Annotated in this window: 22 protein-coding genes; 17 read left to right on the forward strand and 5 right to left on the reverse strand. The window is 59.5% G+C overall.

Annotated elements, in window-relative coordinates; genetic code table 11:
* Positions 1 to 54: 54 nt before the first annotated feature.
* From QEO92_RS28495 to QEO92_RS28515, 5 genes are read left to right on the forward strand one after another with little or no spacing between them, the layout of a single operon-like run.
* Positions 55 to 1,500 carry a GspE/PulE family protein gene (locus QEO92_RS28495; protein WP_407722182.1) on the forward strand — a complete coding sequence of 482 codons (1,446 nt, stop codon included), beginning with the start codon at positions 55 to 57 and terminating at the stop codon, positions 1,498 to 1,500.
* Complete coding sequence (locus tag QEO92_RS28500) at positions 1,500 to 2,711, forward strand: type II secretion system F family protein (protein ID WP_227705535.1); 1,212 nt, start codon at positions 1,500 to 1,502, stop codon at positions 2,709 to 2,711. The genes QEO92_RS28495 and QEO92_RS28500 overlap by 1 nt, the downstream gene beginning before the upstream one ends.
* The gene (locus QEO92_RS28505) at positions 2,711 to 3,184 is read left to right on the forward strand and encodes a GspH/FimT family pseudopilin (protein ID WP_227705536.1); all 474 of its coding nucleotides are present in this window, start codon (positions 2,711 to 2,713) and stop codon (positions 3,182 to 3,184) included. The genes QEO92_RS28500 and QEO92_RS28505 overlap by 1 nt, the downstream gene beginning before the upstream one ends.
* Positions 3,181 to 3,552 carry a type IV pilus modification PilV family protein gene (locus tag QEO92_RS28510; RefSeq protein WP_227705537.1) on the forward strand — a complete coding sequence of 124 codons (372 nt, stop codon included), beginning with the start codon at positions 3,181 to 3,183 and terminating at the stop codon, positions 3,550 to 3,552. Before QEO92_RS28505 ends, QEO92_RS28510 begins: the two co-directional genes overlap by 4 nt.
* Positions 3,549 to 4,196 carry a hypothetical protein gene (locus tag QEO92_RS28515; RefSeq protein ID WP_227705538.1) on the forward strand — a complete coding sequence of 216 codons (648 nt, stop codon included), beginning with the start codon at positions 3,549 to 3,551 and terminating at the stop codon, positions 4,194 to 4,196. The genes QEO92_RS28510 and QEO92_RS28515 overlap by 4 nt, the downstream gene beginning before the upstream one ends.
* On the opposite strand, the gene gspG is transcribed toward QEO92_RS28515, so the two are convergent.
* The 3 genes from gspG to gspD are packed head-to-tail and all read right to left on the reverse strand — an operon-like array spanning position 4,197 to position 7,278.
* Positions 4,197 to 4,649: a type II secretion system major pseudopilin GspG gene (gene gspG, locus QEO92_RS28520; RefSeq protein ID WP_227705539.1), complete on the reverse strand. Its 453-nt coding sequence runs from the start codon at positions 4,647 to 4,649 to the stop codon at positions 4,197 to 4,199.
* Positions 4,646 to 5,122, reverse strand: a complete 477-nt coding sequence (locus QEO92_RS28525; RefSeq protein WP_227705540.1) for a prepilin peptidase — start codon at positions 5,120 to 5,122, stop codon at positions 4,646 to 4,648. Before QEO92_RS28525 ends, gspG begins: the two co-directional genes overlap by 4 nt.
* Before the next feature lie 8 nt (positions 5,123 to 5,130).
* On the reverse strand, positions 5,131 to 7,278 hold the full coding sequence (gspD, locus tag QEO92_RS28530) for a type II secretion system secretin GspD (RefSeq protein WP_227705541.1): 2,148 nt from the start codon (positions 7,276 to 7,278) through the stop codon (positions 5,131 to 5,133).
* Between the two features lie 291 nt (positions 7,279 to 7,569).
* Between gspD and QEO92_RS28535 the strand changes: the two genes are divergently transcribed.
* The 8 genes from QEO92_RS28535 to QEO92_RS28570 all read left to right on the forward strand — a co-directional run bounded on the left by QEO92_RS28535 (position 7,570) and on the right by QEO92_RS28570 (position 19,419).
* The gene (locus tag QEO92_RS28535) at positions 7,570 to 13,137 is read left to right on the forward strand and encodes a toxin TcdB middle/N-terminal domain-containing protein (RefSeq protein ID WP_265105908.1); all 5,568 of its coding nucleotides are present in this window, start codon (positions 7,570 to 7,572) and stop codon (positions 13,135 to 13,137) included.
* Positions 13,134 to 14,084 (forward strand): transglutaminase family protein, encoded by a 951-nt coding sequence (locus tag QEO92_RS28540; protein WP_280107545.1) that lies wholly within the window; start codon positions 13,134 to 13,136, stop codon positions 14,082 to 14,084. The genes QEO92_RS28535 and QEO92_RS28540 overlap by 4 nt, the downstream gene beginning before the upstream one ends.
* Before the next feature lie 27 nt (positions 14,085 to 14,111).
* On the forward strand, positions 14,112 to 14,909 hold the full coding sequence (locus QEO92_RS28545; RefSeq protein ID WP_227705543.1) for an RHS repeat protein: 798 nt from the start codon (positions 14,112 to 14,114) through the stop codon (positions 14,907 to 14,909).
* On the forward strand, positions 14,906 to 15,412 hold the full coding sequence (locus QEO92_RS28550; RefSeq protein ID WP_227705544.1) for a hypothetical protein: 507 nt from the start codon (positions 14,906 to 14,908) through the stop codon (positions 15,410 to 15,412). Before QEO92_RS28545 ends, QEO92_RS28550 begins: the two co-directional genes overlap by 4 nt.
* Before the next feature lie 262 nt (positions 15,413 to 15,674).
* Complete coding sequence (locus QEO92_RS33285) at positions 15,675 to 16,061, forward strand: transposase (RefSeq protein ID WP_407721842.1); 387 nt, start codon at positions 15,675 to 15,677, stop codon at positions 16,059 to 16,061.
* Positions 16,058 to 16,402 (forward strand): IS66 family insertion sequence element accessory protein TnpB, encoded by a 345-nt coding sequence (tnpB, locus tag QEO92_RS28560; protein ID WP_227704663.1) that lies wholly within the window; start codon positions 16,058 to 16,060, stop codon positions 16,400 to 16,402. The genes QEO92_RS33285 and tnpB overlap by 4 nt, the downstream gene beginning before the upstream one ends.
* Before the next feature lie 75 nt (positions 16,403 to 16,477).
* On the forward strand, positions 16,478 to 18,097 hold the full coding sequence (gene tnpC / locus QEO92_RS28565; RefSeq protein ID WP_227703531.1) for an IS66 family transposase: 1,620 nt from the start codon (positions 16,478 to 16,480) through the stop codon (positions 18,095 to 18,097).
* A 375-nt stretch (positions 18,098 to 18,472) separates the two neighbouring features.
* Positions 18,473 to 19,419 (forward strand): IS630 family transposase gene (locus tag QEO92_RS28570; protein ID WP_407721030.1). Its coding sequence is split into 2 segments (ribosomal slippage): positions 18,473 to 18,811 and positions 18,814 to 19,419, totalling 945 coding nucleotides; the frame shifts between segments, so codons are not numbered across the junction.
* On the opposite strand, the gene QEO92_RS28575 is transcribed toward QEO92_RS28570, so the two are convergent.
* On the reverse strand, positions 19,391 to 19,756 hold the full coding sequence (locus tag QEO92_RS28575; protein WP_227705545.1) for a DUF4440 domain-containing protein: 366 nt from the start codon (positions 19,754 to 19,756) through the stop codon (positions 19,391 to 19,393). The genes QEO92_RS28570 and QEO92_RS28575 overlap by 29 nt on opposite strands.
* A 13-nt stretch (positions 19,757 to 19,769) precedes the next feature.
* Complete coding sequence (locus QEO92_RS28580) at positions 19,770 to 20,462, reverse strand: GntR family transcriptional regulator (protein ID WP_227705546.1); 693 nt, start codon at positions 20,460 to 20,462, stop codon at positions 19,770 to 19,772.
* 252 nt (positions 20,463 to 20,714) lie between these two features.
* Here QEO92_RS28580 and QEO92_RS28585 point away from each other — a divergent pair, with 252 nt between their 5' ends.
* From QEO92_RS28585 to QEO92_RS28600, 4 genes are all read left to right on the forward strand, one after another.
* Positions 20,715 to 22,547, forward strand: a complete 1,833-nt coding sequence (locus QEO92_RS28585) for a gamma-glutamyltransferase family protein (protein WP_227705547.1) — start codon at positions 20,715 to 20,717, stop codon at positions 22,545 to 22,547.
* A 37-nt stretch (positions 22,548 to 22,584) separates the two neighbouring features.
* Entirely contained in the window at positions 22,585 to 24,102 is a 1,518-nt protein-coding gene (locus tag QEO92_RS28590; RefSeq protein ID WP_227705548.1) for an ABC transporter substrate-binding protein, read from the forward strand.
* A gap of 139 nt (positions 24,103 to 24,241) precedes the next feature.
* Positions 24,242 to 25,168, forward strand: coding sequence for an ABC transporter ATP-binding protein (locus tag QEO92_RS28595; protein ID WP_052182637.1), 927 nt, complete (start codon positions 24,242 to 24,244; stop codon positions 25,166 to 25,168).
* Positions 25,165 to 26,271, forward strand: coding sequence for an ABC transporter ATP-binding protein (locus tag QEO92_RS28600; RefSeq protein WP_227705549.1), 1,107 nt, complete (start codon positions 25,165 to 25,167; stop codon positions 26,269 to 26,271). Before QEO92_RS28595 ends, QEO92_RS28600 begins: the two co-directional genes overlap by 4 nt.
* Position 26,272: the final 1 nt, after the last annotated feature.

Genomic DNA, 26,272 nt, shown 5'->3' on the forward strand with positions numbered 1-26,272 from the left:
GATATCATCATCCGCGAACTCGGCATTCTGCCGGAAGCCGCAATTGCCACGGAGATGGCAGATTTCCTGCAGATTTCCGCGCTAACCAGATTGCCTCAGATAGAGAGCCACGAGCTTGTCGAACGGCTCGGTCTGGATTTTGCCGCGGACAAAGCGCTTGTTCCCCGCGCAGTCGAGAATGGGGATCTGTTGCTGACAGTCGCCGATCCTTTCGACCTCGAGACAATCAGAGCCGTCCGCTACTTCTTTGAGTTGCCGTTACGCCTCGAAATCGCCCCGCGAAGCGCCATTGACGACTATATACGCGGTGTCCGCCAAAGCAGCGATCGTATGGAGGTGGCGGATAATCCCGACGCTGTGGCCGATGTCGATCTCGAGCGATTGCAGGACATCGCACGCGATGCTCCGGTGGTCAAATTTGTATCAAGGATCATCCAAAAGGCGGTCGACGAAAAGGCTACCGATATTCATATCGAGCCGGAGGCCGATTTCATGCGCGTCCGCTTTCGACGGGACGGAATGTTGACCAGTGTGGAGAACACGGCGCGTACGCTTCATCCCGGCGTGATAAGCCGCCTCAAGATTCTTGCAAGGCTCAACATCGCCGAGCGGCGCTTGCCCCAGGACGGACGCCTCCGACTTGCCGTACGAGGCCTGGAAGTCGATTTCCGCCTTTCGGTTGTTCCGACAATCCACGGAGAAACGGTCGTCCTGCGCATCCTTGATCGGGAGACGGTTCGACTTGAACTTGGCGCACTGGGCTATGATGCGGCGTCAGCGGAGAAGATCCGGCAAATCATTCGCCGGCCAAACGGGATGGTTCTGGTCACCGGTCCAACCGGCTCGGGCAAGACCACGACGCTTTATTCCATTCTGGCGGAGCTCAATCGCCCCGAGGTGAAGATCTTCACCGTGGAGGATCCGGTGGAGTATCGCCTGACAGGTATTACGCAGTTGCAGATCGATCCAGCGATCGGGCTGACATTTGCATCCGCTTTGCGCTCGGTGCTCCGGCAGGATCCAGACATCATCCTGGTTGGCGAGATCCGTGATCGTGAAACTGCCGAGATTGCCGTCCAAGCGGCGTTGACAGGCCATCTGGTCCTTTCCACCCTTCATACCAACAGCGCAGTCGGTGCTTTCAGCCGGCTGCGCGACATGGGCGTCGAGCCGTTTCTCATCGATGCGACCATGAGAGGGGTGATTGGCCAACGCCTTGTGCGGCGGTGCTGCGAGGCGTGCCGGGACTGGAGTGACAAGACGGGGTGCCCGGCCTGTTCGGGAACAGGATTTAAAGGGCGGCAAACGACGTTCGAGATCCTTGAGATGTCCGATCAGATACGCCGCGCGGTCGTCAGCGGAGCAAATCTTGAGGCAATCGAAACGATCGCCAGGCAAGAAGGCATGATGCCCATGCGGGACCACGCGTATCGGCTCGCGGCAGATGGGATCACAACCCTTGCCGAGGCCGTACGGGTCGTGGAACTGGAAGACCGCTGATGGAACATTTTTACTACAGGGCTTTCAACTCCGAAGGACGGCAGCAAAAAGGTCAAATTGATGCGCTCGATCTTCTGGATGCTCGTCGTAAGCTGAAGGCGAGGGGTCTTTCCGTCGCAGATCTCGATATTCTTGAGGCACCCCCCCCAAGATCGGGAGCGCGCCTGCGAGCGTTGCTGCGCGCAAAATTCGATCAAACCCGTTTTTTTGGCGATCTTTCTGTCCTCATGAATGCCGGGCTCGGCATCGACCAGGCGCTTCGCGCCCTGTATGAAGCAAGTGGTCGCAGTGCGGATAAGGAGATCATCGGACATATCATCGAGCGTCTGGCATCCGGCGCCATGCCTTCCGCCGCCTTTTCCGGCATAAATGGCCTGCCCGAAGAAGCACTTGCTTTGGTGGCGAGCGGTGAGCGCAGCGCGCGTCTGCCCTCCGTCATGAAGGTTATCACGGCCGATCTTCAAAGGCGTGATCTGCAGCGCAAACAGATCGTCGACGCTCTGGTCTATCCGTTGTTTCTGCTGGTGATGATGTTCGTCGCGGTGGGCATTGTCACCTTCGTCCTGGTTCCAACGCTGGAGCCGATCTTTGAAAGCTCAGGCCGCGCGCTTCCCTGGATCGTTGCGCTGCTTTCGGGATTAAGAAGAGCACTTAGTGAGCCTTCGGTCATCATCACCCTGTTCGCAGGCCTTGGCCTTCTCTCGTCGATTGCCATCTTGCGGCCCTCCTTCTTTCGTGAGTGGTTCGGGGCGATCCTGCTCAAGCTTCCGCTCATCGGCGGAGCGTTTCGGCAATCAGCACTTGGACGATATCTGCAGAGCCTTTCGTTGCTGTTGGAAAATGCCGTACCCCTCCCGGAAGCCCTCGCGCTCGCGGCACGTTGTTGTCCGGCGCAATCTTACAGAGAGCCGCTTCTGTCAATGCGGGAACAGGTGATTTCGGGAAAGAGGTTGCCGGAAGCCTTTGCGACCATCGGTCTTTTTCCTCGCGGCGTGGTTTCGCTCGTCGCCATTGGAGACGAAGTGAACCGGCTTTCTGCCGTTCTTGAAAACGCAGCTGGAATTCTCAGGGCTGATGCCCAGCGATCAACCGACCGAATGCTTGTCCTGCTGACGCCTGCCATTACCATTTTCTTAGGTCTGCTGGTCGGCGGTCTGGTCATATCGGTGATGACGGCACTTCTCGGCATCAACGAATTGAGCGCTCAATAATGCGGTGCGGCAAACAGGCCTTGAATGCCGGTAGCGAGGGGTTCAGCCTGTCTGAGATGCTCGTCGTCCTGGCTGTCATCGGGCTTCTGTTCTCGATTGCAATTCCGTCCGTCCAGGGCTTGACGAAACCCACGCCGACGCGGGTGGCGCGCGAAGTTCTGTCTATGGCGCAGCTCACCCGTCTGTCCGCACTGAAGAGTGGGACCCCGAAAGCCCTCATGCTGGATGCCGCCGCCAGGTCCATACGGTCCGAAGCCAAGGCTAACGCGATAGAGATACCGTCGACAGTATCGTTTTCGGCCACGGTCGGTCGTGATGAAAAGACGACCACGGATCGAGGCAATATTACATTTTTCCCTGACGGCGGGGCGAGCGGAGGGACGCTCCGCTTCGGATCGGCGGAGAATGTCGAAGCAGTTGTCTCGATCAATTGGCTTATCGGAATTCCGTCATTGGCGGGGGCAGTCAAATGACGCTCGCCAATGATAGCAGCGGCTTTACGCTGCTCGAGACGTTGATTGCCTTTATGATCCTCTCGATTGCGCTTGCGATTTCGGCCGAGACCGTCGCAATCGCATCGAAGAGCCTTTCGAGTGCAAGAGAGCGGCAGGATGCCGCCAGACTGGCTGGAGTTTTGCGGGCAGAAAAACTGCCAGGTCTGTTGCGGGCGAAGCGAACTTTGGAGGGCATGGATGGCGTTCAGCGGTGGAAAATAGAAGCATTTCCGGCGGGAACAAAAGCCTCACGAAAAGATGTGAGCTTTGCGTTGATCACCATTTCGTCCGCTTCAGGCCGAGCGCACAAGTTTCTCCTTTTCGGCACTGACGCGGGCATCGAATGATGACGCTCAACGCCCACCGCGCCATTGCAGGCAGAAGACCAGATTTCCAGGAGGACGGGTTTACGATCGTTGAGATGCTGGTGGCGCTCTGCATCACGGCATTGCTGTCCAGCCTGCTTGCGGTTGCCATCCTTCAACTGCGGCCTATGCAACGCGCAACAGACGCGAGCGAAGCCGATACGGAGATAGGGGCGACCGCCGTTTATCTGCAACGTCTGCTCTCGAACGCGCGTTCACTGGCGCTTATTGGAGATGATCCGAACGAAAAGCTCGTTTTTGTCGCAGAACGCTCGAGCATGCGGTTCGTTTCCCTGGCTCGTGTCGAAAGTGACCGCTCCTCCTTGCGCGACATCGAGATCGTCACGCGGTCGCGAGACGACGACGGCATCGACCTCATTCAGCGGAACCGTCCACGGCGGATGCCCTCGGATACTCCGATAGAGGAATTTACGATCAGCGCCGGGCTGAGTTCGGTAGAATTTCAATTTCTGACAAGTCCCGGCAGGACAACCGAACCGGAATGGCTGGATCGCTGGACTGACAAAGAGGCGCTGCCGTCGGCGGTCAGGATCAAGCTATCAGCCGGGCGGTTCTCTGATGAAACAATCATCGAACGGATCGCGGCTATACCGGCAGGCAAATGATCAGTTGCTGACGAGGTCGGAATCCTGGCCGGTCCCGCCCATTTTCCGGTCGCGGCCGAATGACAATATCTGAAACGGCTTATCCTCGGCGGGACTGCGATACTGATAAGGCGTATTCCATGCATCGACGAACGAGCCGGCATTCTTGATGTAGGGACCGTTCCAGGTGCCACCGCTGGCAGGACGGTTGGCAAGCGCCGCCAGCCCCTCTTCGGTCGTCGGGTAATGGCCCGTGTCGATATAATAAAGCTCAAGCGCGCTTTCGAAATTTTTGATCTGCGCCTTCGTCGTATCGACCTTCGCAGAGTCCAGATATCTGAGAACCTGCGGAGTGGCGAGGGCCGCGATCAGTCCAATGATTGCCAGCACGACGAGGAGTTCGACCAGGGTGAAGCCGTCGTCCGCGCGGTTGCGGCTGGCCTTTGAAATGAGGCGCTGCTCGAAATTTGTCATAGGATTGGTCCGATAAAGGGGTCGAAAAGGCGTTCGATGTTCCATGTGATGATAAGGGACGCAGCCAAAAATGGTCCGAACGGGATCTTTGTCGTCAACGATTTCCGCTTCCTGAGGCTCGAACCTGCCAGAAAAAGCAGCGCCAATGCCGAGGCCAGAAACAGGAAAACCGGAAACATCAACGGGCTGAACCAGACTGCAGCAGCGCCCGCAAGCTTGACGTCTCCGAGACCAAGCCCCAGCCGGCCCGTGAGCTTGAAATGGACCTGGCGAATGGTCCACATCAAGGCCGCGATCGCCAGGCCAAAGGCGAATGCCGGGGCGACCGATGATGCTCCTTGTTCTGCGCGGTACATCAAACCAGCGAGAAGGATGGCTGCATTGACTGCATTCGGAATGACGAACCATCGAAAATCCGAATAGCAGATCAGGCCAAAGCAGATGAGCAATACCGCCATCAAAAGGAGTGTCATGTCGACCATCAATAGCTCAGGCGCTTCATGTCTTGCTCCAGCTTGCTTGAGCCGCCCCGTCGTTTCTTGATGTCGGAGCTGAAGTCGAGCTGCTGCCTGAACTCCTCGGTCACGCTTCTCGCCTCGTTGACGTCTCTGACGATGCGCGGCCTGATGAAGATGATCAGCTCGGTCTTCCTGATTTGATCCGTCTTGTGCTTGAAAGCGTTGCCGAGCAGCGGGATGTCACCCAGGATCGGCACCTGGCTGCGCACCAGATCGTTCCTTTGCTGGATCAACCCACCAAGCGCCAGGCTTTCGTTGTCGTTGACGACCACCCGGGTCGAAACCTTCCGCTGCTGGATTGTGGGAGAATCGATTCCGGACGAGGTCGTCTTGACGACGTCGCTGACCTCCTGCTGGATGTCGAGCATCACCTTGCCGGACGTGTTGATCCGCGGTGTGACCGTCAAAATGATACCGGTGTCCTTCATCTCGACCGAATTGATCACCGGCGCATCGCTGTTGTCGGTACTCTGGGCCTGTCTGGTGACGATCGGCACCTGATCACCGATCTGCAAAATGGCCTTCTGGTTGTTCAACGCCATCAACGTCGGTGCGGAGACGACATTGACGTCAGTGATGCTCGAAAGAGCATTCAAGGTCACCCGAATGTCGTTGGTCGCGTAGCTCCAGGCGAGTGCAGGGAAACTGGCGCCTGTTCCGCCTGACGAGAGGTCGGAAAAGCCGACCCGGAAATTGCCATTCTCGAAGAACCACCGAAGGCCGAACCGCAACTCGTCGTTCAAGGTGACTTCCGCAATGACCGCTTCCAGCATGACCTGCGTTGGGACAACGTCAAGCTGTCGAAGCAAAGGCTCGATCCGCTCGTATTCCCGCGCGGTGGTCGAAATAAGAAGTGCGTTATTTTCGATATCCGCCACGACTGATGTTCTTGGTTTCCCGGGTTGTCCCATCGGGTTCGAAAGCAATGCGGCCTCGCCATTCGCCGGTACTTCGGATTGCGAGGCGTCATAAGCGCTGGAAATAGTCGCCGGCTGAAGGTCGGGTGCGATCGGGTTTTCGATGCTCCCTTGAGCGGCCGCCTGGCCTTCGCGTCCCTTGAGGACCGATTGCAGAACCTGTGCGAGTTCCTTGGCTGGGCGGTTTTGGATATTGTAGACGAACAGCCGCTCTTCATTCGTGGCGGCCAGCCGATCGAGTTTGGAAATCCACGCCGCGGCTCGCTCGAGATATGCAGGCCGCGAGGTAATTACGAGAACGGCGTTCAGCCGCTCGTTCGGAATGAAGCGGATGATGTTGCTTCCAGGTCCGTTTTCGGTGGAGAAGATTGCCCCCAATTCCTTGGCAACGGCGCTGGATTGGGACGCTTTCAAGGGATGGAGCGCAACCGACATCCCTTTCATCCAGTCGACGTCGAAAATGCCGATTGCGTTGCGCATGGCCGAAAGATCATTGCTCGTGCCGGCGAGCACAATGATATTGCGGCGATCGTCGGTTCTCAGGATGGAGCCCTTCCGGCTGATGGGCTCCAGGATGCTCTTCATTTCGGCGGCGGCAACATATTTGAGCTCGAGCGCCTGGACCTTGATTCCCGGTCCGCCGAGCGAAGAGACAGCTGTGGTGATCTCGGGTGTGGACGAGAAGGCTTCGGACGCAGGAACGATCTGGTAGCTGCCGTTCTGTTTGGTGATCACGGCTCCGTTGACGGTCAGGGCGGATTCGAAGATGTCGAGGAGAACCTCTTTCGAGACGGGAGCGGCAGTCTGGAGAGTGATCTTGCCGCTGACGCGCGGATCAACGACATAGTTGACCCCCAACGTGTCGCCGAGGACACTTTTTGCCGCAGCATTGATCGGTGCATCAAGAAGATTGAGATTGTATCCGTCCGCACCTTTGGATGTCTTGCCTGCACTGATCGCCGGCTGCGTATTGAGGAAGCTCCCGGTTCCATATTGCGTAGCGCCTGCGAAAACCGACCCATCTGCAGAGCGTGTCGTGAAGCCGTGGGACGAACGATGTGAAGCGGGAAGCGGTTTGCCACTTGAGTCCAACTCGTTCAGCTTGACCGAGAACACGTCTTCGATGGAATCGCTCGTACTGCAGGCGCTCAATAGCATTGAGCCTAAAAGATAAAGCTGCCTTGAAAACTTCATGAAAGAACCTGCCTGCGCCCCGCCCTCGATCCTATCGAACGTGGCTGTTCGCGCCATGACCGAAATTCAGCTCTTTCGTCCTGTCCACAATTTTTGGTGGCTTGCTGTTCCGGTCGGATTAAATGACCGCGGAGTGGCAACAGCAGGTAAACGTCGGCGTCAGTTTCATAAGCTCTTGCGGTTTATAATATTTCGATGACCCCCTGATTTTGGGGGTTGCGATTTTGGGGGCGGGGCATTCTAGGATGGGTTGTGTTTTGATTACGTTCTGATTCGCATTCGAGGGGGCTCATGCGAGATAGTCGGGTAAGGTTTGCGGCTTTGGCCGCCACGGTATCGCTTTGCGTTTTGTCGGGTGGGGTGACGGGAGCGGTGCTGCTGGATGGGATGTTCGGCGGTGTTGCGTTTGCCGGCGAACAGGGGCCGGCGGGCGGCGGCTTCGGCAGTGGCGGGAGTGGCTTCGGCAACGGTGGTCTCGGCGGGAGTTCCGTGGAGGCGGGGCAGGGTGGATCTGCCGGCGCTTCGGGCGGTCAGGACGAGGCCGGTCAGGCGAACGGCACGGCGCTCGGCAAGCCGGCCGATGATGACGGCGAAGGCGAAGAGCCGCAGGCTGACAAGGCGGATGCCGAGGCGACGGACGAGAATGCCGCAGAACCGCAGGCGATGACGGCGATGGCGGCGGCGGCAACCAGCCAGGAAGCACCGGCGGTCAACGCGCCGGAAAGGCCATCGGTGCCGGAGATCGGCGGCAACGGCTTCTTCACCCAGAAGATTGCCATCGACGTCCCTGCCTTTCGCGGCCTGGAGCCGAAGATCGCGCTTTCCTACAGTTCTGCCCGCAAGACGAGGCTGGGCGGCCTTTACCAGGGCTGGCTGGGCTATGCCTGGGGGCTCGACGGTTTCGATGTGATCGAGCGGGCAAGTCCGGGTTATGGCTATCCCTATTTCGATGCCAATGACGTCTATCTGCTGAACGGCGAGGAACTGGTGGCCTGCGCCGAGGGCATGGTGGCGGCCTCGTGTACGGCCGGCGGCACGCATGTGACGGAGAACGAGAACTTCAAGCGGGTGAGCTTCGACGCGGCGGCCAACACCTGGACGGTGACCGACCGGGACGGGACGGTGTCGCTGTTCAAGTCGGTGATGGCGATTGCCGGCACCAGCCCGGCCTCGGGCACGACGGACTACAAGCTGCAGCACGACGGGCGCTATCTGCTGACCCAGGTGAAGGACACCAACGGGCAGGTGGTCAATTACGGCTATAGCTGCCCGGACCTGCCTGGCTGCTATGCCAAGTCGATCAGCTATTCGGGTGCGGGGATCACGTTCTATTACGAGGACCGTCCCGACTTCCTCGTTATGGCGAACGGCTTGAGCCTGTCCTACACGAAGAAGAGGGTGAAGACGATCTCGGTGAAGGTGGGGACGGCGGTCCGGAACGTCTATGCCCTGACCTACGACCAGGCGCCGTTCTCCAACACGTCCAGGCTCGTCAAGGTCGACCGTTACGGCAAGGATGCCACTGTCGCCGCGGACGGCACCATCACCGGCACCACCGTCAAAACCATCCGGCAGATGACCTACGACAACCTGGCGTACAGCTATGCCGCCAAGCCTGGGGCAACGGGTGGGCAGGTAAAATTCACCCCAAACTCCGCTTCGCCTGTCCAAATGAGCGCTGGTGACTTCAATTCCGACGGAAAGGACGAACTTTACGGCTGGCTTGCCAATACGTCCCGGTGCTGGGAGATGGTCTGCGACGAGCAATATCTTAGTCGCAACCGTTCCTGGCGCTATGTCAGGTTCAACAATGACGGTACGGTGGCCGGTACCTTTGTTCCAGAAGGGGAGTGGACGAACCAGGCCGATCCCGGTTCCCTGGAGATCAAGATCGTCGGAGGACGGTTTGTAGCCGGCAGGCCAAGAGACACCGCATTCAAGTTCAAATGGCGCTTTACGTGGGGCACCAGCGATTCTCAGATCACCGAGAAGCATACGGAATATCGCGTCGGCCGGCTGGACCAGAACCTCAACATGAGCCTGACAGCCTGCTCGAGCACCTATTCTGCAGTCTGCGCTGCAGTGGATCAGAATGGGGCGATTCTGGATCACGATGGTGACGGGCTGGATAAAGTCATCGATTTCGGCAAGTCGCTCGTCGGCGCACCAGACTTCGCGGGCAACGGCCTCCAAGGAGTGCTGACCCGGGAGAGCAATGCGGTCGCCTATCGTTTCGCGAACGGCGCCTGGGCGACATCCAGTACCGGCGTCAATTGCGGCAGCTATCGCTGTGTCGTTGGGGACCTGAATGGAGACGGGGCCCCTGATATCTTGCGCTTTTATGGAGAGCCCGGCACCAACTATTCACTCGTCGTCTACCTGTCGACCGGCAAGTCGTTTGTGCAGGTGGCAAGTGGCGAGATCCCCGGATCTCCGGCGCTTCTGGACGTCGACAGCGATGGTCGTGTCGAGATACTCGCACCGAAGAGCACGGGCCAGAATATCGCCCTTCCGACCCGTAAACCTTGGCGCCTCAATTTTACGGCGAGCGGGGCGCAATGGCGGCTAGACGAAAAAGACTTCGACCAGACCATTGCCTTTGGCGACTTCAACGGCGACGGCTTGCCGGACGTAGTGAGCGGAACCGGTAGCACCTATGTCTCCAACCCCGGCGCCGGCAATCCGAATCTTCTCCGCACGGTGAAGTTCGAGACGGGCGGTTCGGTTGCGGTTGACTACACGCCGTCGACGCGCTGGACGAACGTTTACATGCCGCAGGTTCTGCATGCGGTGACGAAGCTGACGGTGAGCGACGGGCGCACGACGGCTGCGGTGACGGACTATGCTTATGCGGGCGGGCTTTACGATCCGAAGGCGCGCAAGTTCCTGGGCTACAAGACGATCACGGTGACGAAGCCGCTGGCCTGGGGCGAGACGACGCGTCCCGTGGTAGAGATCACCTACCGTCAGGACCTGGCCAGCTACGGGCTGCCGGCGCAGACGGTGAGCCGCGACGCGGCGAACACCGCCTCGAAGAAGGTGGTGGAGACCTATGCGGTCAATGCGGCGACCAAACCGTATCGGGCATTGAACACCCGGACGGATACGACCCTGACGGAAGGCAGCACTTCGCTGGTGCTGCGCAAGGATCGGATCTTCGACGCCTATGGCAACATAACCCAGCTGCGGGATGTCGGCCGTACGGACTTGACCGGTGACGAGACCTGGACAGTGACGTCCTACGCGCCAAACACGACGGCCTATATCGTGTCGCTGCCGCGGCAACGCAACGTCCGCTCGGGCGGGTTCAGCACCTCGACGGATGTGTATGAGCGGCACCAGGCTTTTTACTACGATGGTTCCACGGATAATGCAGCACCGCCGGCCAAGGGCAACCTGACGATCCTGCGGTCTTACAAATCTGTCGAGCCGACTTCTGCCTCCTATCTCGAATATTTTACCTTCGACGCGTACGGCAACCGGCTGTCGCATGTGGACGGGGTGGGGAACCGGACGGAATGGGACTACGACGCGACCTATCACCTGCATGTGGTGAAGGAGCGGGCGCCCAAGTATTTTGTGCTCGGCGGCCTGCCGGCGGACACGCGGTTCGTGACGAGCTACACGCCGGACTATGTGTGCGGCAAGCCGGCCTCGAAGGTGGACTGGAACGGGGTGAAGGAGACCTTCACCTACGATGCCTATTGCCGGCCGTACGGCTACACGAACGCCGGCACCGGCAAATACGTCAACACCCGCTATATCGACGAGGGTATTCCCGCGACCCAGTCGGTGGTGGTCTACGAACCGCTGGCGACCGGATCGGGCAATGTCTACACGCGCACCTATTATGACGGACTGGCGCGGCAGTGGCGGGTGCAGACGCCGCCGGATGTGGCCGGTGGAGCGACGCGTGTCACCGACACGCGCTATGACGCCCGCGGCAATGTGGGGCAGACGGCCGCGACCCGCTTCTCCAACGAGGCGTCCAGGTTGACGGTCAATTATTACGACTGGAATGACCGGGTGGTGAAGGTGGTCAATCCGGACGCCTCGCAGCGGACCTACGCCTACAACGTCCAGCCGGCGACGGCGGTCGGCGGCACGACGAACCTGCCGGTGATGGAAATGCGCATGTCGGACGAGGAGGGCAAGGTCCGCCGCACCTATACCGACAAGGACAACAACGTCATTCTCACTTCCGGAAACCTTTCCGGTACCTGGGTCAACGAAAGCCGCACCTACGATGTGATGGGGCGGCTGAGAGGGGTGCGCGATCATAGCGGTGCGACCTGGACCTATACCTATGACCTTGTGGGCAACCGGCTGACGGCGAGCGATCCGGATCTCGGCAACTGGTCCTACACCTATGACAACGCCAATCGGCTGGTGAGCCAGACGGATGCGCGTGGCGCGGTGACGACGCTTGCCTACGACCAGATGGGCCGGTTGCGGACGAAGTCGGTCAAGGGTGCGGGCGAGACGGCGGCGACGGTGACGGCCACCAACACCTACGACACGGCCGAAGCCGGTGTGGGCGCCGCGCCGTTCCACGATGTCGGGCTCTTGACGGTGTCCTCCAACGGCTTTGCCAAGCACAGCTACAGCCGCAGCCTGACGGGCTCGGGCACGAAGCTGACGACGAAGACGGTGATCGACGGGATCACCCACACGACGGTGGAGACGAGGGGCAGGGCGGGCCTGACGCTTGCGATCGCCTATAGTCCGGCGGCCGTCAACGTCGGCACGGCGTCGGCCCCGTGGACCTACAACATCTCCAACCGGCTTCTGACGGTGCCCGGCCAGACGACCTCGATCAGCTATGCCAACGGAGTGTCGACGACGTTCGCCTATGCGCCGGAGCGGCGCTGGCTGACGCGGGTGACGACCAAGAAGGGCACCACGGTGCTGATGGACAATCAGTACACGGTGCGCGACAAGCTCGGTCGGATCAAGGCGATCACCGGGCTGACCACTGCCGACAGCTGGACCTACACCTATGACGATCTCGGCCGCCTGACCAAGGCCGACAATCTCGGCAACAACACGCTCGACGAGACCTACAGCTATTCGGTGACCGGCAATCTGACGTCGCGCACGAAGATGGGGACCTATACCTATCCGGCCGGAACTGCGGCGAGACCGCATGCGGCGACCAAGATCGGCACGAAGACGCTTTCCTACGACGCCAACGGCAACATGCTGTCGGACGGCACCCGCACGCTGGTGTGGGATCGGTCGAACCTGCTTGGAAGCGTCACGCAGTCGGGATCGGCGGTGACCTTCGCCTATGGACCGGACGGAGCGCGGGCGATGAAGACCTGGGCCTTCGGCAAGACGCTCTATGCCAGTGCCGATGTCGAGATCGACCGCACCACGCCCGGCGCGGAGATCTATACCCGCTATCCGCATCCCGACCTCAAGGTCACCACCACGGCGGCGGGGGCTACCACCAAGAGCTACCTGCACCGCGATCATCTCGCCTCGGTCCGGCTGGTGACCAACGACACCGGCACGCCGGCCGAGCAGACCGCCTATGCCGCCTATGGCCAGCCGACCAACACGGCGATGCAGACCAGGAAGGGCTATATCGGCGAACGCTTCGATGCCGAAACCGGCCTCATGTACCTCAACGCACGATACTACGATCCAGCATTCGGCAGGTTTATCCCGAAGGATGACGGCGCGCGCCCTGATGCAAAACAGACGGGCGGTCAACCAGTCATCGAGCCGCGGAACACGTCGATCCTCATGAGGGCGGCAGCAAGCGCAATGGCCGCAATGACCAATGCTGACTCCAAGTCGATCGACGCCGGCTCTTCCGCAACGGCAGCAAGCCGTCGAGCCGGTGGCAAATGATGAGGAGCTTTTCCATTGCCATTGCGGTGGTGCTGGCACCTTTGGCGGCCGCGCTTGCCCAGTCGCCAAGACCCGATCCCGTCCCGGTGCAGCGACAGGTCGAAGCCTTGTTTGAACCCTCTCGGGACCTTCTCGATGTCAAGCTGACCGTCGATGCCATGGTCGACCCGTCTGTGAACACGGCCGCCGTCAAATCTATGGTCGACCGGATGGCGGCCGAGATCGCCGAGATGGCGGGCAAGGATGTGGATAGCACCGCCAAGCTCACCGCCCTGAAACGATATCTGTATGAGAGCGGTTCCTGGAACGGCAAAAAACCGTTCCGGTACGATCTCGACGATCCGCTCGGCGAGAAGCCTGCAAACCGGCTGCTGCAACGCTATCTGACCACCCGGCGCGGCAATTGCATCACCATGCCGCTCCTGTTCCTGGCGCTCGGCCAGCGCCTCGGCCTGACGATGGCGCTGGCTGAGGCACCGCTGCATGTCTTCGTCAAATATACCGACGATGACGGCAAGGTCTGGAACCTGGAAACCACCAGTGGTGGCGGTTTTACCCGAGATGGCTGGTATCGGCAGAAACTGCCGATGTCCGACCGAGCCGTTGCAAATGGCGTCTATCTCCGTGCTCTCACCCACGACGAAGCAACGGCGCTGATCGCCGCCTTTCTCATCGAAGATCACATCGCCAAAGGTGAGTTCGAAAGTGCGATCGCCGTCTCAGACGTGCTGCTGCTGCATTATCCGAACTTCGCCTATGGGCTGGTCAAGAAGGGCAGCGCCTACAACGGCCTTTTGCGGCGGGAATTGGCGGGGAAGTACACAAGGTTGGAAGACATTCCGGCCGATCTGAAGACCAGGGCCGATCAGTGGTATGGGCGGAATATGGAAGCATTTGCGAAAGCGGAAGCCTTGGGGTGGCGGCAGCAAGACGGCCAGGTTCAATGACGAACGAACGTAATCGGGGGCTTGTTCATGAAATTCTTTTCCGGTGGGCTCTTGGCCCGGTTTTTAAGTCTGTTGCTTGTATGCAGCATGGTGTCCGTCTCGTTCGGATCGGCCGCGAACGCGCGGTTTATCTCGCCCGATACCATGGACCCGGCGGCGCCGGGCGTCGGCACCAATCGATATTCGTATTCGCTGAATGACCCAATCAACAAAAGCGATCCGAACGGTCACATCGTTTTGCTAGACGATATCGCAATCGGTCTAGGTATCGCCTGTGCATCGGGAGGTTGCCAAGCCCTGGTGGGTGTCGCGGTCGGACTAGGTATATGGGGAGGTATCGACCTCGCCGATGACGGCAAGGTCAATTTTTCGCCGTTGGCTGGCACCGCATCCAATATGGCTGGCAAAGACGGCATTTATACCGGCCCCGGATCGCTGAATGACTGGGGTGATAAAGGAGCGCATTGGAAAGGGGTTGATTCCAAGGGTCGCCAGCATGAGGTTGGGATACGCCCAGGCGCAAAGGGAGATTTCGAGTTTGAACCAGTAGGAGGCGCTGTTCCAGGTAAGGCGTTTGATGAAGCCATAGGCTCACTCCAGCCTACCTTAGGTTCAACAAAAGGCTTGGAAAAGCTTCATGATCAAGTGAACGCGGCACAAGATCACCTGAAGGGCAGCAAAGGATATGCAGATAGAAAAAGGGAACTGCAGGAATTGTCCGATGTGATTGAGAGCAAGCTCTCCCAAAACAGCACTGATAAAAAAAGTGACAGTGATTCCTCTGACGACAAAAACAGTCAGGATGATAAGGGTCCTCGTAAATGAGAACTATCGATATTGGAAAACTACTGAAAAATAGAAACGATTGCCCCATTAGGCCTGACATGTCCCTGTCAATATTGGGTAAGGAGCTCGGCCCGCCGGAATGGTGGGACTTTGGTGGTTCCGACCCTTTTAGTGCCTTGTTGGGATATGGTGACTTTCAAATAGCTATTTGGGCAGTGGAAAATCGAGTCGAAGTGCGCCGAATTGGTTTGCAATTGTGGGAAGCCTCTGGAGGAGAACCCGCTCCAAAACATCATAAAATTGAAATCGCAAAGAGAACAGAAGTTGATCTATCCGGTTATCTCCCTGGAGCCGATCTTGATTTGGTGAAGGAAAAGTTGGAGCGAGAGGGCATCGCCTTTTCAGAAGCGCGCTGTGATGACGTAACCGAAGTCAAATCAGTGCTTACGCTGAATGACCGCACTCAACTCCTTTTTTTCTCAATGGCGGACCGGATTGCGCTAGCTGAGATTCAATTTTTTTCGAAACTTCAGGGAGCATAAGTTCCGGCATTGGGTAGCAAAATCTGGCCTGCTGTCGTTTCGAGCGGCAGGCGGAAAGTTTTGCATAATGGTGGGAGGCTGGTTGACCATGAACCGTTCGATCGCGTCACGGAACTGGCGAGCGAGAGTTTCAATCTGCTCCAATAGTCAGATCCTATCTCACATGCGGAGATTATCCATATATTGTAAGCGCGTAGACCACCCCACGTATCTTTCGTACTGCTGATCGGCGATTTTCTGCATGAGTCATGCGGAGAATTCTATGAGCGACAGTGTGAATCACCCTCGAACCTTTGAGATTTTGACCGCGGAGCCCGTGCGAAGACGACGCAAGCCGCGTGCCTGGTCGGATGACGAAAAGGCGCGGATCGTCGCCGCGACGCTGCAGCCTGGGGCGAATGTCTCGGCGGTTGCCCGGTCTGAAGGCTTGGATCCCTCGCAGCTTTATGAGTGGCGTCGCAAGGCACTGGCATCGGGAGTTGTTGCGCCCCTGACGGAGGGAACGGGCAAGCAGATCAAGTTCGCGCGCGTTGAAACGGTAAGCAGCGGCTCGGTGGATATTGTTGTTGCAGATATGGTGGTGCGCGTCGGCGGCGATTTTGACCCTGATCATCTGGTGAGGGTTCTACGGGCGGCTCGCAAGGCATGATCGCCTCCGGTGTGGTGGTTTATGTGTCGTGCCAGCCGGTCGACTTCCGCAAGGGGGCCGCGTCGTTGATGGCGCTGGTGCGGGATGGCGGTCTCGATCCCTTCAATGGCGCGCTTTACGTCTTCCGGTCGAAACGAGCCGATCGTATTCGTATTGTCTGGTGGGATGGCAGCGGTGTCTGCCTCTATTCGAAAACCTTGGAAGATCAAGGCTTCTGCTGGCCGGGCATATCGGCGGCACGGATACGTCTGGACCATTCTCAGCTGATGGCGTTGCTGGCCGGAATGGATTGGAAAAAGATCCGCCCGAACAAGGTCAGGCGACCCTTGTTGACGGGCTGACCGCGCCTGCGGCAAGATGAATCATGCCGCTGTAATGGTTGGGAAAACGGCTGTTTTTGTGCTCTAATCCTTCCCATGGATTTGCCCCCTCACGACCTGCCGGACGACGTTGACGCGCTGAAAGCGATGGTTCTCGCGCTGGCGCGCGAGCAGGCTGCGAAAGAAGTCCGGCTGAAGGCCGCTGAAGCTGAGATCGCGCGGCTGGAGGCGGTGGAGAAGAGTGCCAACGAGCGGATTGCCAACCTCACATCGATCCTGAAGGTTCTGCAGCGCACCCAACATGGCACCCGTTCCGAGCGATTGCGGCTTGGCGTCAACGACGAACAGGTGTCCTTTGCCTTCGAGGAAGTCGAGACCGGCCTTTCGGCAATCCAGAGCGAGCTTGATCATGCGGCCAAAGACAAGCCGAAACGAGCACCACGTCCGCGCAAGGGTTTTGCCGCTCATCTCGAACGCATCGAGGAAGTGATCGAGCCGGAGATCCCGGCCGGCTGCGAGGGGCTGGAAAAGGTCCTGATCGGTGAGGATCGCTCGGAACGACTGGATGTCGTGCCGCCGAAGTTCCGGGTCATCGTGACGCGTCGCCCCAAATATGCCTTCCGGGGCAACGATGGCGTGCTCCAGGCTTTGGCACCGGCACACATCATCGAAAGTGGCCTGCCGACGGAGCGGCTGCTCGCCTATATCGCCGTCTCCAAATACGCCGACGGCCTTCCGCTCTACCGGCAGGAGGCAATCTATCTACGCGACGGTGTCGAGATCAGCCGATCACTGATGGCCCAATGGATGGGGCATCTGGGCTTCGAACTGCAGATATGCGCCGACTACATCCTTGAGCGCGTCAAGGAGGGCGAAAGGGTCTTCGCCGACGAAACGACCTTGCCCACTCTTGCGCCCGGTTCGGGGAAAACGACGAAGGCCTGGCTTTGGGCTTATGCTCGCGATGATAGACCCTATGGCGGAACCAGCCCGCCGATGGTGGCCTATCGGTTTGAGGACAGCAGGGGCGCTGATTGCGTGGCGCGTCATCTCGCCGGATTTGGCGGCATCCTGCAGGTAGACGGCTACTCGGCCTATACCAATCTCGCCAAGACGCGTGCCAAGGCCGGCAGCAATGAAACGATCCGGCTCGCAGGGTGCTGGGCGCATCTACGCCGCAAGTTTTACGACCTCCACATCAGTGGTGTCTCAAAGGCTGCAACGGACACGATCATCGCGATGATCGAGCTGTGGCGCATTGAGGATGAGGTCCGCGGTCGGGATGCCGACAGCCGTTCCATGCTGCGTCAGGAAAAATCTGTAACCATCGTCTCCGGCCTCTTTGATCTTTGGGAAAAGGAACTGGGCAAGGTCTCTGGCAAGTCCAAGACCGCCGAAGCGATCCGCTACGCGCTCACCCGGCGCGAAGCACTGGAGCGCTTCCTGACGGACGGCCGGATCGAAATTGACTCCAATATCGTCGAGCGCGCGATCAGGCCCCAAACAATTACGAGAAAGAACAGTCTATTCGCCGGCAGCGAGGGTGGTGGACGCACTTGGGCGACGGTCGCCACCCTCTTGCAGACAGCCAAGATGAACAACGTCGATCCGCTTGACTGGCTCTCCCAGACCTTGAACCGCATCGCTCAAGGCTGGCCCGTATCTGAAATCGAGGCGCTCATGCCCTGGAACTTCAAGTCCCACGCCATCGGCTGACCGCTTACCATATATTCAGCGGTTTGATGTCAATCACATTGTGGGTCACAGGTTCGAATCCTTTCAAGACCTTACTATGTTCTGGCAACAGCGATGTTGTGCAAAGCCATTGAGCGAACTCGTCTCTACGTTTCTGGCAGACAATCCAGGACCAGAAGCGGCAATAAAAGTAGAACATCTTGGTTTGGCGCATTGCTATTCATCTGGAAGGCGCACCCTACCGTTCAGTGTTTGAGACGTGGTTAAGTGCGATAATCCATTTGCCGTCGCGCTTGCGCATTAGAGCGGGATGAATTTAGGCGGAATCGGCATGGGGATTCCCTTTTGTGAGCAAATCAGATTCACTATTCAGGCCGGTGCAGGAGGCCGGCCAGGATGGCGAGACCCTTTTCGGATGACCTTAGGGACCGTGTTGTTGGTGCAGTGACGCGCGATGGGGTGTCCTGTCGGGCGGCGGCGAAGCGCTTCGGCATCGGCATCAGCACGGCGATCGATTGGGTACGGCGCTTCCGTGAGACGGGCAGCGCCGCCGCCGGCCAGATGGGCGGGCACAAGCCGCGAGCGATCGCCGGTGAGCATCGGGCCTGGCTAATCGAGCGCTGCCGCGCGCAGGCATTCACCTTGCGCGGGCTGGTCGCGGAATTGGCGGAGCGGGGCCTGAAGGTCGACTACCGCTCCGTCTGGATCTGCGTGCATGAGGAAGGGCTGAGTTATAAAAAAAGACGTTGGTCGCCAGCGAGCGCGACCGGCCCGATGTCGCCGCCCGACGCAGCCGCTGGCTGAAGCATCGCCATCGCATCGATCCGGCCCGCCTCGTCTTCATCGACGAGACCTGGACGAAGACGAACATGGCGCCGCTGCGAGGCTGGGCGCCGCGCGGCGAACGGCTGTTCGGCCAGGCTCCCTTCGGCCACTGGAACACCATGACGTTCATTGCCGCCCTGCGCGTTGATCGCGTCAGCGCGCCCTGGGTCATCGACCGGCCGATCAACGCGACGAGCTTCCTCGTCTATGTCGAAAAGGTGCTGGTGCCGGAGCTCACGCCCGGCGACATCGTCGTGATGGACAATCTCGGCTCGCACAAGGCCGCGGCGATCCGCACCGCCATCCGCAAGGCCGGCGCGCGGCTGTTCTTCCTGCCGCAATACTCCCCCGATCTCAATCCGATCGAAAAGCTCTTCGCCAAGATCAAACACCGGCTACGCGAGGCGCAGGCCAGAAGCCGCAACGCCATCCATGACGCGCTCGCAACCATCCTCCAAACCGTTTCTCCAAAAGAATGCCAGAACTATTTCAACGAGGCCGGATATGAACGGATCTAAAATCATCCCGCTCTAGGCGGGTGTTCACGCCGGACTGGTTTCCGACGGCGCGTACCAGCTTGTAATCGCTGATCAGTTGCGCTGCATCCGGTGCCAGCATTTCGATCCGGATATTGGAGAAGGCAAGCTCGCCCTGTGAGCCGGGGGACCCGCCATAATCGTCGATATAGTGGTCCAGCGTTGCCTGCCAGTCCTTCTGGATCTTGCCTCGCGAGACGAAGATCACGTCAGGATTTGCGAACCCAGCCATGTATCCGTGGAAATCCCCGCGGTTCCAGGCGGCCTGCATCTCTGCGATGACATTGCGAATGGCGTCTTTTTCGATCGTATCGGACATCGATATGCTTTCTTCAAAGGTGACTTTTGGCGGCGGCTTCGTCTTCCTGTCGCTGGCGCTTGAGAAGGACTTCCTGGGCCGCGGAAACGAGGTGGCGGCGCAACGCGTTTTCTGCGGCTTTCGGGTCCTGATCGAGAATGGCGTCAACGATCTGCTGATGCTCGCGGCAGGAACGCTTCAGGCGACCTTTGTCCTTCAGCTGATATTTGCGGAAAGGTGCAAGCTTCAGCCTCAGGGTCTGCGCGGCCGAGATGAGATCGCTGTTGTGGCTGCCCTGGAAGAGCAGGCTGTGAAACCGTGTGTTGATCTCGTTATAGGCTTCGTGATCGCCCTCGTCGGCCAACGCATTCATGTCCCGATGCATGCTTTCGAGCTCCGCTCGCTCGCTCATCGTCATCCGGTGTGAGGAAAGCCGGCCACAAGTTGCCTCAAGTTCCGCCATCGCTTCGAACATCTCGTCGATACGCTGCGCCGAAATCTGGATGACGACGACGCCCTTGTAAGGCTCACGTTCGGCAAGACCGCGGCCGCAAAGAATGTGCAATGCCTCGCGAACCGGCGTCCGCGAAACGCCGAACTGCGCCGCGATCGATGTTTCATCGAGACGTGAACCCGCCGGGATGTCGCCATTGATCACAGCTTCCTCCAACTGTTCTGCAACGAAATCACTTCGACTTTTCTTGGCGTTAGCCGGAGTTTCCAGCATCAGGCATCCCCCTTTGCCCATTTCGGGCTGTCTGCTTGTATCGTTTTGATCGCCCAATCGGCAAGATATTACACAATCCCCTTGCAATGTCGGGAACAAATATACAGTATGTCCACAGAGAGGGGCTGTCGCATGCGATGCGGCACTTAACATTTAGATTTGTATATAATCTAGCACCAACATGCGGTCCCGCCGGTAACCTCTGCGAAGAGGCTGAAAGATGGGACGCACGCGGCTGGCCGGGGAATTGCCATGACCTTCACAACACGACCGGAACTCAGGGGCACGTTCGGAGCAGTGTCATCGACCCACTGGCTCGCCTCAACAGTCGGCATGTCCATGCTGGAAAAAGGCCATACGGCCTTTGACGCCGCGGTTGCGACCGGCTTTGTCCTTCAGGTTGTCGAACCCCATCTCAACGGCCCTGCGGGCGAAGTGCCGATCATTGTCACACCTGCCGGCGCAACGGCCCCGACTGTGATTTCCGGTCAGGGGCCTTCCCCGTCCAAGGCCACGATGAAGTACTTCAAGGAACTTGGCCTCGATATTATTCCGGGAACCGGGCTGCTTGCGGCCTGCGTACCGGGCGCATTCGGCGCATGGCTGACCCTGTTGCGCGACTACGGCACGGCTGAACTGGAAGACGTCCTGGCCCCGGCGATCTATTATGCACGGACCGGCCATCCGCTGGTGCCGCGTATTGCCAACACGATCGCCTCCATGCGCCAGCTGTTCGAAACGCATTGGCCGAGCTCGGCGGAAGTTTACCTGCCTGGCGGTGTGGCGCCGCAATCCGGCAAGCTTTTCCGCAATCCACTGATTGCAGACCTCTACCAGAAGATCATCGACCAGACGAAATCGGCCAAGACTCGCGAAGCGCGGATCGATGCTGCGCTTGATTTCTGGTATCGCGGCCCGGTCGCCGAACGGATTGAGGAATTCTGCGCAACGGAAGAAGTCTGGGATGTGTCCGGCCGTCGCCACAAGGGTCTGATCACAGCCCAGGACATGGCCGATTACAAGCCGCTGATCGAAAAGCCGGTTTCCACCACCTATGGCGATTGCGAGGTCTTCAAGTGCGGGCCGTGGTCGCAGGGCCCGGTTCTTCTGCAGATGCTGAACATCCTCAAGGGCACGGATATCGCCGATCTCGACCCGATGAGTGCCGATTTCGTGCATCTCGTCGTCGAGACCACCAAGCTTGCGATGGCTGACCGCGATTCCTGGTATGGCGACAGTACCGACGTGCCGATGGGGGCGCTCTTGTCTTCCGACTATGCCGATACCCGCCGGGCTCTGATCACCAACACGGCCTCGATGGAAGTGCGCCCCGGTACGCCGGACGGCCGCAATCCCAATATGCCGCCGCTGCGCACAGTCGGCACGATTCATCAACCCGGCCTTGGCGGCGGAGAGCCGACAGTCGCCCGTGAACCCAAGCTGCCGAACGACAGGTATGGCGAACCGGCGCTCACATTAGAGGGCGCACAGCGCGGCGATACGGTGCAGGTCAGCGCCGTCGACCGCTGGGGGAATATGGTTTCAGCAACGCCTTCCGGTGGATGGTTCCAGTCGAGCCCGGTCATCCCGGGCCTCGGCTTCAGCCTCACCACCCGCGGCCAGATGTTCTGGCTCGAAGAAGGTCTAAATTCGTCACTCATGCCGTCGAAGCGTCCGCGCACAACGCTAACCCCGTCCACCGTCTTCCGCGATGGCCAGCCCTACATGGCCTTCGGTACGCCGGGCGGCGACCAGCAGGACCAGTGGCAGCTCATTATGCTGATGTACCATATCCATCACGGCATGAACCTGCAGGAGGCGATCGACGCGCCGTCCTTCCACACCGACCACCTGCCATCTTCGTTCTGGCCGCGTGAGATCAGCCATGGCGCGGTCACGCTGGAATCCCGCTTCCTGGAGGCAGTGCGCGAAGATCTCGCGGCCCGTGGTCACAGGATTACCGTTGCCGATGCCTGGTCCGAGGGCCGTCTTGCAGCCGTCGCACGGGAAATGGATGGCGACGTTCAGCTGATCAAGGCTGGTTCCAACCCGCGCGGCGTCCAGGGTTACGCGGTCGCACGCTAGGCCGAAACAAAGAGTTCTAAACAAGAGAGGGAATTCGATGAAACCACTTTACCTCGCACTGGTAGCCGGCCTGGCGCTTGGCGGCCTGGCCTCCGCCACGGCACCTGCCGCTGCCCAATCCGTTCTGAAGATCGGCCTGCAGGACGATCCGGATACGCTGGATCCATCGACCAACTGGAGCTTCGTCGGTCGCCACGTTCTTCAGTCGCTTTGCGATAAGATCGTCGATATCGACGAAAACGGCAAGATCATCCCGATGCTTGCCGTAAGCTGGGAATGGAGCGCCGACAGCAAGACGCTGACCCTGAAGCTTCGTGACGACGCCGTTTTCCATGACGGCACCAAGGTCGATGCCGCTGCGATCAAGTACAATCTCGAGCGGGCCCTCAACGCAAAATTCTCTCGCCGCAAGCCGGAAATCAGCGCGATCAACACGGTTGACGTCGTAGACCCGACCACGGTTCAGATCAATCTGAAGTCGCCGTCCGTTCCGCTGCTCGCGGCCCTCAGCGACCGCGCCGGCATGATCATCAGCCCGACGGCAGGTGAAAAGCTCGGCGAGAAGTTCACCGATGCTCCGGTCTGCTCCGGCCCGTACAAGTTCGTCGAGCGCGTCGTTCAGGACCGCATCGTCCTTGAAAAGTTCCCGCAATATTATGACGCCAAGAAGTACAGCTTCGACCGCCTGATCTATCGCGGCATGCCGGATTCCAACGTCCGTCTGCTGAACCTGCGTTCCGGCCAGCTTGACCTGATCGAGCGTCTCGCGGCAACGGACGTCGAAGCCGTCAAGAAGGACAAGGCGCTGGCCGTCGATCCGGTCGTCGGCCTCGGCTACTATGGCATCACCTTCAGCATCGGCGGCGAAGGCGCAAACCTCGACGCCGGCAAGAAGGCCGCAATCCGCGAAGCCTTCAGCCTCGCAATCGACCGCGAAGCGATCAGCAATGTCGTCTTCGACGCCCAGGCATCGATCGGCAACCAGCCGTTCCCCCCGTCGAGTCCCTTCTACGACAAGAAGTTCCCGGTTCCGGCCCGTGACATCGAAGCCGCCAAGAGGAAGATGGCGGAAGCCGGCGTGAAGTCCGTCGATCTCGAACTCCTCGTGCCGACCGACGCCGAGCGCCAGCAGGTCGCGACTCTGATCCAGGCCATGGTCCAGGAAATCGGCATCAATGTTTCGATCAAGCCGACCGAGCTGATGACGCTGCTCGACATCGCCCGCCAGGGCAAGTTTCAGTCCCACCTCGTCGGCTGGAGCGGTCGTGTCGACCCTGACCTGAACATCACTCCGATGCTCTCCTGCGGTGCGCCGACCAACGATGCGCATTACTGCAACAAGGAACTCGACGCGACGCTCGAAAAGGCTCGTTCGATCGGCGACGTGGAAGCTCGCAAGGCCGAATACAGCAAGGCCGTCGCAATCCTCCAAAAGGACCTGCCGATCGTCTACCTGTACCACTCGCAGTGGATCTTCGCCCACAACTCCAACATCGTTGGCATGAAGCCCGCTCCGGATGGCATCATCCGTCTGGCTGGCGTCAGCCGTAAATAATACCCAAGCTGACACAAAAGCTTCGATGAGCACGTCTCAACATACACTTGAAAACCAGTCAGCCCGATCTGTTCGGGCTGACGACGCACGTGCGTCGGTGCTGGACGTCAATAACCTGCGCGTCGTCTTTGAGGGCGATATGCGTACGGTCACCGCCGTGGACGGAGTCAGCTTTTCGGTCGGGAAGGGCCGCACCCTCGCGATCGTCGGTGAGTCGGGTAGCGGTAAGAGCGTTACCTCGCTTGCCATCATGCGGCTTCTGCCCGAACACAGTGCCCGCATTTCCGGCAGCGTCAATTTCGACGGACGGCAATTGCTCGAGGAAACGAAGAGCGGCATGCGCAGCCTTCGCGGCAACCGGCTGGCGATGATCTTCCAGGAGCCGATGACCTCGCTCAATCCGTCCTATACGGTTGGTGAACAGATCAACGAAGTCATTCTGCGGCACCGGCAGATGTCGAAGAAGGAAGCGACCGAACGCGCCATCGCCATGCTGAAGTTGGTGCGCATCCCCTCGCCCGAGACCCGTTACCACCAATATCCGCACAATCTTTCCGGCGGCATGCGCCAGCGCGTGATGATCGCCATGGCGCTTGCCTGCGATCCGGAACTGCTGATCGCCGACGAACCGACCACCGCGCTGGATGTGACGATCCAGGCGCAGGTGCTGGAACTGATGCGCGAACTGCAGCAGGAGACCGGCACGGCCATCATCCTCATCACCCACGATCTCGGCGTGGTCGCAGAATCCTGCGACGACGTGATCGTCATGTATGCGGGCCAAGTGGTTGAACAGTGTTCCGTCGAGGAACTGTTTACCTTCCCGCAGCACCCTTACACAGTCGGTCTGCTCGGCTCGCTGCCGCGTCTCGATGAGAAGCGCGAACAACTCGTCGCCATAACCGGCACGGTGCCGGACATGGCCAATCCGCCGTCAGGCTGTCGCTTCCAGTCGCGCTGTCCGTTCCGCATCGAAAAATGCGCTGAAATGCCCGAACTGATCGAAGTCTCCGCCGGTCATTTCAGCCGCTGCTGGCGTGCGCCCATGCAGGACCTCGTCCCATGACCCAGACTACCACAACTCCCATTATCGAAGCCCGCGGGCTCGGCCGGAAATTCGTGGTCAAGCGCACCGTGTTCGGCCGCCCGCTGGCATCAGTCGGCGCCGTCGAAGATGTCACCCTGAGGCTGATGCCGGGCGAAACGCTCGCGATCGTCGGCGAATCCGGCTGCGGCAAGTCCACGCTCGGCCGCCTGCTGATGCGGCTGATTAGACCGAGCGCCGGTGAAGTTTTCATCGATGGCCAGAATGTCACCAATCTCAGCCATGCGGCGATGCGTAAACAGCGGCGGCATGTCCAGCTGATCTTCCAGGACCCCTATGCGTCGCTCAATCCGCGCATGACGATCGCTCAAACGATCGCCGAACCGCTGATGCTGCACAATATCGTTCCAGCGGGCCAACGCGCCTGGCGCGTCGCCGAACTCCTCGAAATGGTCGGCCTTCGCCCGGAACAGGCAAGCCGTTATCCGCACGAATTCTCCGGTGGCCAGCGCCAGCGTGTGGTCATTGCACGAGCGCTTGCTTCCGAGCCGAAGGCGATCATCTGCGACGAAGCGGTTTCCGCTCTCGACGTCTCGATCCAGGCGCAGGTGCTCAACCTCCTGAAGGACCTGCAGAAGCGCCTCGGCCTCGCCTTCGTCTTCATCTCGCACGATCTGGGCGTCGTGAAGCACATCGCCGACCGTGTCGCCGTCATGTATCTCGGCAATGTCGTCGAGATGGGCACCGCCGACGAAATCTTCGCGGTGCCCCGCCATCCCTATACGCGGGCTCTGCTGTCGGCCATTCCAGTCGCCGCTCCGCCGAGTCACCAGCGCGCAAAGGCCGCCCGCCTGTGTGGCGACTTACCGAGCCCGCTTTCGCCGCCGGAAGGTTGCCGCCTGCATACTCGCTGTCCGTACGTGCGGCCGGAATGCAAGACCGTCAGCATGAAGCTCGACGTGGAGCCGAACGGCCATGCGAATGCCTGCGCCTTCTGGCGCGAACTACCGGCGCAGGATGCCGCTGAAGTCGCCCGCGAGCCGCGCAATCCTAAGCTCGAAGAACTGTTCGCGGCGTTTGAAGCCATGGCCAAGCGGCCGGCCCAGACCGTGACAGGAGGCTAAA

The sequence above is a fragment of the Neorhizobium petrolearium genome (genome assembly GCF_029854435.1).
GTDB lineage: Bacteria > Pseudomonadota > Alphaproteobacteria > Rhizobiales > Rhizobiaceae > Neorhizobium > Neorhizobium petrolearium.